The 12,139-nt window shown below is 59.3% G+C and carries 8 protein-coding genes; 6 read left to right on the top strand and 2 right to left on the bottom strand.

All coding sequences use genetic code 11. The features are described from left to right. Nucleotides 1-65: 65 nt before the first annotated feature. Nucleotides 66-1,769 (top strand): tetratricopeptide repeat protein, encoded by a 1,704-nt coding sequence (locus Mal15_RS04890; RefSeq protein ID WP_147866736.1) that lies wholly within the window; start codon nt 66-68, stop codon nt 1,767-1,769. Between the two features lie 169 nt (nt 1,770-1,938). On the opposite strand, the gene purN is transcribed toward Mal15_RS04890, so the two are convergent. Together purN and ileS are read right to left on the bottom strand one after the other, a co-directional pair. Beyond that, a complete protein-coding gene (gene purN, locus Mal15_RS04885; protein ID WP_147866735.1) occupies nt 1,939-2,523 on the bottom strand; it encodes a phosphoribosylglycinamide formyltransferase in 585 nt (194 codons plus the stop codon). Next, nucleotides 2,520-6,038 (bottom strand): isoleucine--tRNA ligase, encoded by a 3,519-nt coding sequence (gene ileS / locus Mal15_RS04880; protein ID WP_147866734.1) that lies wholly within the window; start codon nt 6,036-6,038, stop codon nt 2,520-2,522. Before ileS ends, purN begins: the two co-directional genes overlap by 4 nt. Before the next feature lie 457 nt (nt 6,039-6,495). Between ileS and Mal15_RS04875 the strand changes: the two genes are divergently transcribed. The 5 genes from Mal15_RS04875 to Mal15_RS04855 all read left to right on the top strand — a co-directional run bounded on the left by Mal15_RS04875 (nt 6,496) and on the right by Mal15_RS04855 (nt 12,014). After that, a complete protein-coding gene (locus tag Mal15_RS04875) occupies nt 6,496-7,311 on the top strand; it encodes an MlaE family ABC transporter permease (RefSeq protein ID WP_286177699.1) in 816 nt (271 codons plus the stop codon). Beyond that, a complete protein-coding gene (locus Mal15_RS04870) occupies nt 7,308-8,111 on the top strand; it encodes an ABC transporter ATP-binding protein (protein WP_147866732.1) in 804 nt (267 codons plus the stop codon). The genes Mal15_RS04875 and Mal15_RS04870 overlap by 4 nt, the downstream gene beginning before the upstream one ends. Nucleotides 8,112-8,113: 2 nt before the next feature. Next, nucleotides 8,114-9,364, top strand: a complete 1,251-nt coding sequence (locus tag Mal15_RS04865) for an MlaD family protein (protein ID WP_147866731.1) — start codon at nt 8,114-8,116, stop codon at nt 9,362-9,364. Nucleotides 9,365-9,955: 591 nt separating this feature from the next. Next, entirely contained in the window at nt 9,956-10,594 is a 639-nt protein-coding gene (locus Mal15_RS04860) for an RNA polymerase sigma factor (RefSeq protein ID WP_167546634.1), read from the top strand. Beyond that, on the top strand, nt 10,584-12,014 hold the full coding sequence (locus Mal15_RS04855; RefSeq protein ID WP_167546633.1) for a serine/threonine-protein kinase: 1,431 nt from the start codon (nt 10,584-10,586) through the stop codon (nt 12,012-12,014). Before Mal15_RS04860 ends, Mal15_RS04855 begins: the two co-directional genes overlap by 11 nt. The last annotated feature ends 125 nt before the right edge of the window (nt 12,015-12,139 follow it).

Raw genomic sequence — 12,139 nt, 5'->3', positions numbered from 1 at the left:
CCCTTTTCGGCCCCGATCGCCAGACCGCTGAAATCCGTCGTCGCGGCAGTCTGTTGATCACCCTGATGGTCCTGATCACCGGCGTCGGGTGCCAAGACGACACCGCACTGGTTCGAAAAATCCAAAGCCAACGCCAGGCGCAGCAGGAAACACAGGCCCGGCGCGATCACCTGGGCGAAGCGTTTGTGCTGCTGCGTAAGTACGTCGAATTGGCCCCGGAAATGGCTCAAGAACAGATCGCGTTCCATCTCAATGGCTGGAGCGCGACCCGCCCGCCGAGCGAGGCCACCGAACCGGAATTGGCCGACACACTCCGCGACGTGATCTCGGCGGATGCGTTAACCGAACGCGTCGCCGGCCGCACGTTCCTGCCCGGCGATGTGCTGCACCTGCGCGACAGCTACCTGTTTCACTCGTTGTACACCTGGGTGGACACACCGCGACTGGACGAAAAACTATTGACGGACTGGTTCACCGAGCAGCGTCAATCGTTGGGCGCAGAATCGGTCGACCGACTGGTCACCGCGACGCGTTTGTTCGACTGGACGGTGCGGAACATCGCACTGGAGCCCGACGATCCATCCGCCCCCGCACCGCAAGGCCCCGAGTTTCCGCTGGGCATGAAGTTTCAGGGTGCCGGGTACCGCCAAAGCGACTATCAAACGGTGATGCGTGGTACCGGCGACGGCCTGCAGCGTGCCGGAGTCTTCACCCAGCTGTGCCGACAAGCGGGTATCCCGGCGGCGGTCCTGGGTACGATCGACGGTACCAGTGGTGAAGTGAAACCGTTCTGTGTCGGCGTGCTGGCGGGCGATGAAATCTATTTGTTCGAACCGACCCTGGGCGTGCATGTCCCGGGGCCGAATCAAGTCGGGATCGCCACGCTGGCCGAGGCACGTCGCGATGCCGTCGTCCTGCGGCGCCTGGGCATCGCCGGTCTGGATCAATTCACCTATCCGGTGACCAAGGAAGACGCCCAGCAATGCGTCGCGCTGCTGAATCTGTCTCCCGAAACGATCAGCCCGCGGATGAAGAAACTGCAATCCGGACTGACCGGCGATCGCCGCATGAACGTTTACGTGGACGCGGACAAGATTGCCCAACAGCTTGATGCGGTCACGGGCATCAGCTCGGTGCGGATTTGGGATGTGCCATTGAAAACGGAAGTCTATCGCCAAGTCTGTGAACAATATGCCCAACGCGACCCCGTGTTCGCGTTTTGGTACATGGCCCGCTGGGCGATGATGGACGCCGGATTCGAAAGCGCACGTCAACTGACCCTCGGTCGCTGGCAACACCTGACCGGACAATTCGGTGACATCGAAGAAGAAAGCATCACCGGGGCGCGGACGTTGTACATGAACCAACGGGCACCGGAGTTCGAAATCGAAGACCTGCGGATCGACGTCGACCTTCAAAAACAATATGGGATTCGGCGTGAACTGGGAGTCGACTCGGCAACCTATGACCAACAAGTCGCCCAGATCCAGGGGCTGATGCGGATGGGCAAACGCACCGCGACCTATTGGTTAAGCCTGCTGCAGGCCGACGACGGACGACTGGAGACCGCCGAGGGATGGCTGGAAAAACGCGTGCTGCCCGAGGAGCAGCAATCGTTTTGGACTCCGGCGGCCCGCTACAATCTGGCCCGCCTGGCCGAAGCCCTCGGCAAAACCGACAAGGCGGTCGAAATGTACAAACGAGTCGGTGAACCGCAAGAACACGGCAACCGCATCCGTGCCCGGCTTGTCGCCAAGCAAGACGACTGACGAGGCGAGTAGATCGTTAACTCTTAAACTTAGGGTGCAGCATCTCCGTGTTCGGGTAGCGGAACTCGCCAAGAGTTTTGCACGGGCGCGGCAACGTCGCACGGGGGGACCGAAAGCCTTGGCGGCTTCCGCTACGACACGAATCCGACAATAAAGCTGCGGTTGACCACTAGAGCAGCGTCCGCAAGGCCGCCGGCAACGCCTCGCACTCTTGCTCGAAAACTCGCGCGGCAAGCGAATCAGGCGTGTCATCGGCACGCACCTCACAGGCACGCTGCAAGATGATCGGCCCGTGGTCGTACTGATTGTCGACGAAGTGCACGGTGCAGCCGCTGATCGTGACACCACGCTCGATCGCCGCCGCGTGGACGTTGTGGCCGTACATGCCATGGCCGCCGAACGACGGCAGCAGCGACGGGTGAATGTTGATCACGCGGTTTTCGAAATCGTCGGGAATCAACACGTGCTTCAAAAAACCGGCCATCACCACGTACTTCGCCCCACACCGGCGAACCGGGTCAAACATCGCCTTGCTGTACTTCGCATCGTCGTGGTCGCGTTTGCGAATCACCAACGTTTCGATGCCGTCGTTCTGGGCGATCTCGATCCCACGAACGCCGCTGCGACTGCTGATCACCAACCGGACATCGATCGGCAAGTCATGCTGATCGCGATGCCGCAACAGATTCTCCAGCGTTCGGCCGCCGCCGCTTAAGAACACGGCGATCGGCAGTTTCGTTGACGCCTCGCTCATGACGTGGTCGCCTTGGCGACGAACACGCCGCCGTGTTCCGAAGCCGCCGCATCGACGCCGTCGATCGTGCCGATCTCCAGCGAATCGGTAAGCGTTTCGCTGGAGATGTTTTCCCGGTGTTCCTGGATCGCTTTGGACACTTCGTCGTTGGCCGAATCGATCGCCACGCGAATCCGGTCGGTGTATTGACAATCGATCGCCTTGCGCTGGTTCTGAATCGCGCGGATCAGATCGTTGGCGATCCCTTCACGTTGCAATTCTGGCGTGACTTCGGTGTGCAGCACGACGACCGAACCGATCCCCTGTGCCGCGGCCCAGCCCTCTTTGGCCTGCAATCGAACTTCGATGTCCTCGCCATCCAACTCGATCACGCTGTCACCGAGCTGAAGCTTGACGACGCCATCGGATTGCAATTGGCCCAGCAGTTCGTTTCCGTCGGCTTCGGCCAACGCCTTTTTGACCGCCGGGACTTGCTTGCCGACCTTCGGCCCCAACCGTTTGAAGTTCGGAACGACGGTGTACTGGACGTACTGGTCGCCTTCGGTGGTGTAATGGACCGCTTTGACGTTCAATTCCTCGCGGACCAAAGCGTCATGGTTTTGCAGCCAAGCGATCTGTGAATCATCGGTCAAGATCACCGTGACCTCTGACAGCGGCAGTCGCACCTTCAACTTCTCGCTCGCCCGCGCCGCACGACCCAGCGAAGCGATCTCGCGCAACAGTCGCATCGAATCCGATAAATCCGTGTCGATCCGGTCCGCGTCGACCTCGGGGAAATCACACAGATGAACGCTGCACAGGGTCTTGTCGCCGAAGGGTTCGGTCAATCGTTGCCACAGCGTGTCGGCCAAGAACGGTGTGAACGGGGCGGCCAGCTTGACCAGCTCCAACAACGTTTCATAAAGCGTCCAGTAGGCGTCGTGCTTTTCCTGGGAGTCCTTGTCGCTGGCCCAGAAGCGATCGCGGCTGCGGCGGACATACCAATTGCTCAGCCCGTCCAACAGCGACGAAATCGCCTGGCAGGCGTTGTAGTTGTCCAACGCGTCCATGCGGTCGATCACCTTGGCCGTCGCCTGGTTCAATTCCGACAAGATCCATCGATCGATCTCGCTGCGCTGCGATGCGGGCCGATACTTCGGCGCCGACGCCAGCGACGCCGGCGTCAACTGTTCGTCAGCCGCCACCGCATCACGTGGGTCAAAGCCATCGATTTCCGCATAGATCGTGAAGAAGCTGAACGTGTTCCACAGGCGAAGCAAGAACTCAGGGATCGAATCCTTGATCGATTGCTCGGCATAGATGATCGAATTCCACGGTGCCTGGTTGGCGAACAGGTACCATCGCAACGCGTCGGCGCCGTAGCGGTCAAAGATCTCTTCGGGACTGCGGTAGTTCCGCAGGCTCTTGGACATCTTGCCGACTTGCTTGCTGAACTTCTTGCCGGAATGCTGCTTGGTCTCCGATTCTTCCAACAGAATCGTTTTCTTCTTCTGGTCGTCTTCGTGCTCCCACCACTGAGAAAGCATTAACCCCAGCACGATGCAATTGCGGAACGGCAGCGGATAGTCCAGGTCCTTGACCTTCATCGCCGCGACGTCGCAACCCGGTTCGGCCACCGACGCCCCTTCGCCGAACAACATCGTCGCGATCGCCAGTTGGCTGTAGAACCAGCCCCGCGTTTGGTCGATCGCCTCGCTGATAAAATCGGCGGGAAACTGTGATTGGAACTGCTGGTCACCGGTGTGCGGCCAGCCCCATTGGGCGAACGGCATCGCGCCGCTGTCGTACCAACAATCGATGACCTCGCTGACCCGTCGCATCCGTTTGCCGTCGGCGAAGGGCGAGTCGTAGGTGACCGCATCGATGTAGGGTTTGTGAACTCGCAGGTCGTCGACCAGTTCGGGATTGGCGGCTTTGGCTTCCTGCCAGACCTCGGTGCCTTGGATTCCCGGCTTGGCCAGCAATTCCTCGTAATTGCCAACCGCTTCCATTCGACCGGTTTCTTCGCAAACCCAGATCGGCAGCGGCGTGCCCCAATACCGTTCGCGAGACAACGCCCAATCGACGTTCGATTCCAGGAAGTTACCGAACCGTCCGTCACGAATGTGTTCGGGTTGCCAACCGATTTGCGAGTTGTTCTTCAGCATCAAGTCGCGGAACTTGGTCGTGCGGATGAACCAACTGCGTCGCGGGTACTGAATCAGCGGATCCTGATCGGCACGCCAACAGAACGGATAATCGTGCAGGTACTGTTCTTGCAAAAACATCAATCCGCGTTCTTTCAGGTCGCGGGAAAGGGCCTTGTCGGCATCCTTGACCCACACACCGAGAAACGCCTCCGGTACCGCTTCGGTGAATTTCCCGTCCGGGCCGACCGCACACAGTAGTTCGGGTTGTTCGCCGTCGACGAACCGCCGCCGTTGTTCGTCATAGACTTCGTAGTCGACCTCACCGAACGCCGCCGCCTGGTGAACGATCCCCGAACCGCTGTCGGTGGTGACGAAGTCGGCCGCGACGACACGCCAATAGTGGTGTTCGATTTTCTGGTCGCCGTTTGGCGTCCGCAGCGTTCCGGTCGGATCGCCGGTCGACTTCAGGTAACCGTCAAATGGGGGCGTGTAGCGCAGACCGATCAGATCGGTTCCGCGACAGATTTCCAAGACGTCGAATTCGCACTTGGCCTTGTCTGCGATCGTCTTGACCAACGCGGACGCCAGGTAAAACTGCTCGCCCGTTTCACCGTGTTTGACCAGCGAGTACTCCAGTTCCGGATGCACGGCGGCGTACATGTTGCTCGGCAGCGTCCACGGGGTCGTTGTCCAGACCAGCAGGCTGCGCGAGGGATCATCCACCAGGGGGAATTTCACATAGACGCTCGGGTCGGCGACTTCGCGGTACCCCTGGCCGACTTCGCCCGAGGACAGCGCCGTGCCGCCTTGGGCCCACCACCAGACGATCTTGTGACCCTGGTACAGCAATCCGCGATCGAACAGATTTTTCAAACTCCACCAAACGCTCTCGACGTAACTCTGGTGATACGTCACGTAGGCCTGTTCCAAATCCACCCAAAACCCCAACCGCTCGGTCAGCCGCTGCCACTGCTGCATGTACCGCCAAACGGATTGCTGGCATTTCTGGATGAAGGGTTCGATCCCGTAGGCCTCGATTTCCTCCTTACTGTGGATGCCCAATTCCTTGCCGACTTCGACTTCGACGGGCAATCCGTGCGTGTCCCAGCCGGCTTTCCGCTCGCAACGGTAGCCCCGCATGGTCTTGTAGCGAGGAAAAACGTCTTTGATCGCTCGGGTCAGACAATGGCCCGGGTGGGGCATCCCGTTGGCCGTCGGGGGGCCTTCGAAAAAGACGAAGGGAGGGGCATCGGCGCGACGCTCGAGCGATTGCTTGTAGATGTCGTTTTGCTGCCAGAATTCCAGCATCTGTTCTTCCAGAGCCGGGAATTTAGGGCTGGCGGGAGCGGCACGAAACGGGGCAGCAGAATCAGACGTCGTAGTCATGGGAAACTGAAACGGGTGTTCGGAGCGAATTCAGAGGGGGGAATTGTAATGGCAGCGGGCCGTTTGCCGTAGCCGGAGTGCTGGGCGAACGGCAGATGCGGTGTCGGCCCCAGCGGGGCCGAGGGGGCAGCCGGCAAATGGGACCAATAGGACAGAGAGGACGTGTAGGTCCCATGTGTCGTATCGGTCCTATCCCAGCCTGAATTCCCCTCGGGCGGCCCGCCGCCTGACCACCGCGCCAGCCCGCCGCCTGACCACCGCGCCAGCCCGCCGCCAGCCCGCCCTCTCATTTTCACTCATCCACAAAGTCTGCCCTGCCGATAAAATCGACTGTGTAGCGCCGTGGTTGCGCTCCGCCCCACGCCCCACGCCATTTCCGTTGATGTCCGCTTCGGTTTCCACTCAGAACGAACTGCCGCCCAGGCATCCGGAAAACGGGTCCGCCACGGTACGAGACATGCTTTACGCGTGGGTGGTTCAGTGGGGATCGGCCGTCGTCGATGGGGTCGCGACGGTGGGCGACATCGCGCTGTTCGCTTGGCAGATGCTGGTCTGGATTTTCACGCGGTTGCCCCAACGGGGAACGCTGCTGATCAATTTTTATCAAATCGGTGTGCTCAGCCTGCCTGTGGTGGCGTTGACGGGCACGTTCATCGGGATGGTGTTGGCCGTCCAAAGCTATTACCAGTTTCACGCGCTCGGGCTGGAAAGTCATCTGGGTGTGGTGATCAACACCTCGTTGGTTCGCGAACTCGGTCCGGTGCTGGCGGCGACGATGCTGGCCGGTCGCGTCGGCAGTGCGATGGCGGCGGTGTTGGGGACGATGCGGGTGACCGAGCAGATCGACGCACTGACGACGATGGGGGCCGACCCGATTCACTATCTGGTGGTCCCGCGGTTTCTGGCCTGCATCTTTTTGATTCCCGCGCTGACCATCATGGCGGACTTCATGGGCATCGTCGGAGGTTACTTCTACAGCGTGATGGTGCTGGAAATCGATCACGCGGCCTACCTGACGCACTCACGCGACGGCGTGGTCGGATTTGACTTGTTCAGCGGCGTGTTCAAGAGCGTCTTCTTTGGCGGAATGATTGCCGTGATCAGCTGCTACCAAGGGTTTCATTGCAAGCCGGGCGCCGAAGGCGTCGGCAAGGCGGCGACGCAGGCCTTTGTGTATTCCTTCGTGATGATCCTGGCCATCGATTTGTTCTTGAACATCATCTTGGACAAGATCTACTTCATGATGTATCCGTCGGGGGCGAATATCCTATGAGCGATTCGCCAAAGGAACACCTGATCGAAGTGCGCAATTTGGACGTCACCTTTCACGGCCAGACGGTGTTGAAGGACATCAATGTCGCCATCGAAGCCGGCGAGACGGTCGCGGTGATCGGTGAAAGCGGTTGCGGCAAGACCGTGTTCATGAAAACGATCGTCGGTCTGATTGCACCGACACGTGGCACGATCCACTTTGATGGACAAGATCTGTCGACCCTGTCACCGGCCGCGCTCAGTGATGTCCGCCGACGTTTCGGATTCGTGTTCCAAAACGCAGCGTTGTTCGACAGCATGACCATCTTCGACAACGTCGCCTTTCCGATGCGGCAGTCGACCGATGCGGGTGAGGACGAAATACACGACGCCGTGCTGAAACATCTTCAGGAGGTCGGGCTGCCGCCGACGGTGGTTTCCAAACGACCGAGCGAATTGAGTGGCGGCATGCGAAAACGCGTCGGCATTGCCCGTGCGATCATCTTGCAACCCGAACTGGTCGTGTACGACGAGCCGACGACGGGACTGGACCCCATCATGAGCGACGTGATCAACGAACTGATGCTGGACGTGCGTAGCCGCTATCCGGTCACCAGCGTGATCGTCACGCACGACATGCGGACGGCCCAAAAGGTCGCCGATCGCGTGCTGATGTTTTACCCGCGGACCAGACTGAACAAGGGGCAACCGCAAGTGCTGTACGACGGCCCACCGGCCGGGCTGGATCAATCCGCTGACGAACGCGTTCGACAATTCGTCCGCGGCGAAGCCGGGCAGCGGCTGATGGAGATAACGGGATAATCATGGACGACAACAGGCTTAGATTCGGTGTCGGCGTTTTAGTCATCGCCGCCATCGGCATCGGAATCATCTTGACCTTTTTGTTCGGCGCCGTGCCGCGCGTGTTGACCGGTGAATACCAATTGCTGGTCGAGTTCCCGGCCGCCGACGGCATCAATTCCAACTCGCCGGTGCTGTTGCGAGGCGTCGAAATTGGACGCGTCATCGACAAGGAACTGCGCGAGAATGGTGTCTTGCTGACTATCGGGATCGACAGCAAGTACCGCAAAAACCTGACCCACGAATACATCCCCAAGATCAAGACGAAGTCGATCATCACTGGGGACTCCAAGTTGGAATTCGTCAAAGGGGACGAGGACGAATTGCAGGCGATTCATGAAGGTCGACTGGATACGATTCGCACGCAAACGTACACCGACGATCAGTTCATCTCCTACGGATCACCGGCGTCCGACCCATTTAGTTTGGTTTTGAATCTGGAAGACGAGATGCGGAAGACGTTGGAGGCGGTGCAGTCGGCCAGCGGGTCGCTGCAATCGGTCGGCGACAACGTTAACCAGTTGGTTCAAAACGCGGACGGCGTCGTCCAGAATGCCGAAGGGCAAATCGGCGACGTCGCCCAAGACGCTCGCAACGCGTTGATCGAATTCCAAGGCGCGATGCGCGACATTCGCAACGTGATCGGAAACCCGGAACTCCGCGACAGTCTGGCCGAAGCGTTTCGCGAATTACCGGTCGTACTCAACGAAGCACAGAACACTCTTCAGTCGACTCAGAAAACGTTCGAAAGCTTTGAACGCGTCGGGCAGCGGTTCGAAAACGTCGGCGTCGCCGCGGAAAAGACGGTTCAAAACGTGGACCAAACCATCGACAGTGTTCGCGAAGCGATCGAATCCGCTCAGGGGACGATCGAAAACCTCGAAAAAATCACCGATCCCATCGCAGCGAACAGCGACCAGTTGGTGGTCCAAGTCCTCAAGAGCTTGGCTAACCTGGACCGCACTTTAGTGCAGGTCGAAGCGTTCGGTGCCGGGTTGAACAACAGCAACGGAACGATCCGCCGCCTGCTGGACGATGAAGACATCTATTGGCAACTCCGCCGCACGATCGAGAACGTCGAGATGGCGACCGCCAAAATCCGCCCGATCCTGGACGACGTCCGAGTCTTCAGCGACAAAATCGCCCGTGACCCGAGGCAACTGGGCGTCAAAGGAGCCCTCGACAAACGCGGCAGCGGGCTGGGGTTGAAGTAGCCACACGCGATAAGGCGCAGGCATTGATGTTGTTGTGCGGGCGTTAGCCCACGGTCGCTACGTCGCAGCGACAAGGAATCGCCTAAAGGCGAAACACCAACGCGAGCCAACTGCGGTCAAAACCATGCGGGGGCTTTCGGTCGGCGGAGGCTTTCGCGGAGGTGGAGAAAATAATGGCAGAATGATACGGGGCAGAATGATGGCAGACAGAAGGGATTCGCGACCGCGCTCTCCCACCCATCGTTTTGCCCCCATCCCACCGCACGCTTCTCCAATCACGCGCCGCTCGCTGACCAGCCTGTTGATTTAATTCGATCACACGTGGGATCAGCCGTTTCGCGCAAGCGTACGGGCTTCTTCTACCAAGAAAACGCACCGGCGCCCGTAGGCTCGCGCCAAACGGCTGATTAAATCAACAGGCCGTGACGCTTCCCGCTGGCATTTCTCTCCCATCGCCTTGCCCCCTTTCATCCCGTTGCCCCCATCATTCTGCCTTTTTAATCCCAAAATCTTTCAATCCGCTGACAGATCCCCGAACTCCCTGCGTGTAATCTGCTGATTCTCAATCCCCCGTCTTTGGACGATTTGATTTTGAACGCTCCAGATACACGACCGAGTATCCTGATACGGCTGCGTGACCACAGTGATCGCGAGGCGTGGCAGCAGTTTGTCCAGGTCTATCGCGGTGTGATCCGCCGCGTTTCGATCCGCTACGGGTTACAGGAAGCCGACGCGTCGGACATCGTTCAAGAGGTTTTGATTCGCGTCAGCAAGGGGATCGTCGGGTTTGATCACGATTCCAACCAGGCGCGATTCCGCACCTGGCTGGGGCAGGTCATCCGATCCGCGATCATCGATCACCATCGCCGACGGCCGCGTGAGCAAGCCAGCGGATTGACCGAAGTCCATGACCAACTGGCGCAGTTGACGGATATGGGTGACCAGCAGGCGTTTGATCGAGTCATGTGTCACGAAAGCCGCAACGAGATTTTCCGCTGGGCGGCCGGGCGAATCCGTGGAGAGTTTGCCGAGTCATCTTGGATGGCATTCTGGAAAACGTCGGTCGAACAACAGAGCGTCGACACGGTCGCCGAGCAGCTCGGACGATCCGTCGGCGCGGTTTACACAAGCCGCTCACGCATCATGAGACGGCTGCGCGAAGAGGTGCAGCGATTCGATGAAAGTCTCATGCCGGAAGACTCATCGGGAGAATCACCCGATGAACCCTGAACTTCACCCCGCGGCGGAGACACTGCTTCAGTATCTGTGCGAAGACCTGCCGAGGGAGAGAGCGGAAGAAATTGAGACCCATCTGGGTGAATGTCGAACCTGCCAGAACAACCTGGAATCGATCGCAGCGGGTCAGGATTGGTGGCAGGCCCTCTCGGGGTGCCTGTCCGATTCGACGCCCGAGAGGATCGTCACGCTCGATGCCGAGCGAACGCATGCTTCGCCGGACGAGCTTTGGTTTGTCGAAGACCAACAGATCCATAACCTGCTTGCTCCGACAGACGACCCCAGCAAGATCGGACGACTGGGTGTCTATGAAGTGGTCGGAATCGTCGGGGCGGGTGCGACCGCGGTCGTTCTGAAAGCGTTTGACGGAGCTCTTAATCGATTTGTCGCGATCAAGTTGTTGCGTCCCACCTTGGCGGCTTCACCGATCTCGCGAAAACGGTTCGCGCGGGAAGCCCGCGCCGCCGCTTCGATCGTTCATGAAAACGTGATCGAGATTCACGGGGTCAGCGAAGTCGATGGTCTTCCGTATCTGGTCATGCCCTATGTCCGCGGCGAGTCGCTGGCAAGACGCATCGAACGATCATGGCCGATGTCGACCGAAGCGATGCTGCATATCGCCTGTCAGGTAGCCGACGGCTTGGCAGCGGCCCATGACAAAGGGCTGATCCATCGCGACGTGAAACCGAGCAACATCCTGTTGGGTGACGGCATCGAACGATTGAAGCTGACCGATTTCGGGCTCGCCCGCGCCGTCGACGATCTCGGCTTGACCCGCAGCGGCACGCTGGCCGGAACACCGGAATACATGTCGCCGGAACAGGCTCGTGGAGAGACGATCGATCATCGAACGGATCTGTTTAGCCTGGGAAGTGTCCTGTACGCGATGTGTACCGGACACCCACCTTACACGTCAGACAGTTGTTACGGAGTGCTCCGTCGGATCGTCGAAGAATCACCGCGCCCGATCAGCCAGTTCAATCCCGACGTTCCCGATTGGATGTGCCAGTTGGTCGCCCGGCTGATGGAAAAGGACCGGGACCGCCGAATGGGCAGCGCTTCGATCGTGGCAAAGACACTGCGTCAATGCCTCAATCATCTTCACGATCCACGCCATCGTCTGCCGCAGGAACTGCTTCCGAAACGGCAACGTGCATGGCATCGCGCAATCATCGCGATTCTGTTTTTGATCGTGACCGTCTCTGGTGTCATTGCAGGCGTGGTGATGTGGCCGGCCGTAACCCCTGTCCAGCCCTCGAGACCGCACCCACCGACCGTGGACACGGAGCCCCCGCCCGTCGTCTCCGCGGAGTGGGACGATGGGGTCGGTCAGATATTGAACGAGCTTGACCGACAGTTGAGCGATTTGGACCTAGGCATTGAACAGAACGATCAAACGGGAGAAGTCGAATGAGATCTGTAACAGTGATGATCGTGTGGTTCGCCATCGCCGGCTCGACTCACGGATTGGCCGATGAGAACCATCAAAAACTGATTCGAGACGCCGAGTCGATTGCGGCGGAGTACCGAAGCACGCAA

The sequence above is a fragment of the Stieleria maiorica genome (genome assembly GCF_008035925.1).
Classification (GTDB): Bacteria; Planctomycetota; Planctomycetia; order Pirellulales; family Pirellulaceae; genus Stieleria; species Stieleria maiorica.
The sequence above is the reverse complement of the archived record's forward strand: the minus strand, read 5'-3'. Positions and strand labels throughout refer to the sequence as shown.

Bases quoted from the DNA above. Each gene is read 5' to 3' on its own strand.
- ileS (WP_147866734.1), bottom strand. From the start codon at position 6,038: ATGACTACGACGTCTGATTCTGCTGCCCCGTTTCGTGCCGCTCCCGCC.
- Mal15_RS04865 (WP_147866731.1), top strand. From the start codon at position 8,114: ATGGACGACAACAGGCTTAGATTCGGTGTCGGCGTTTTAGTCATCGCC.
- Mal15_RS04855 (WP_167546633.1), top strand. From the start codon at position 10,584: ATGAACCCTGAACTTCACCCCGCGGCGGAGACACTGCTTCAGTATCTG.
- Mal15_RS04875 (WP_286177699.1), top strand. From the start codon at position 6,496: ATGCTTTACGCGTGGGTGGTTCAGTGGGGATCGGCCGTCGTCGATGGG.
- Mal15_RS04890 (WP_147866736.1), top strand. From the start codon at position 66: ATGGTCCTGATCACCGGCGTCGGGTGCCAAGACGACACCGCACTGGTT.
- purN (WP_147866735.1), bottom strand. From the start codon at position 2,523: ATGAGCGAGGCGTCAACGAAACTGCCGATCGCCGTGTTCTTAAGCGGC.
- Mal15_RS04870 (WP_147866732.1), top strand. From the start codon at position 7,308: ATGAGCGATTCGCCAAAGGAACACCTGATCGAAGTGCGCAATTTGGAC.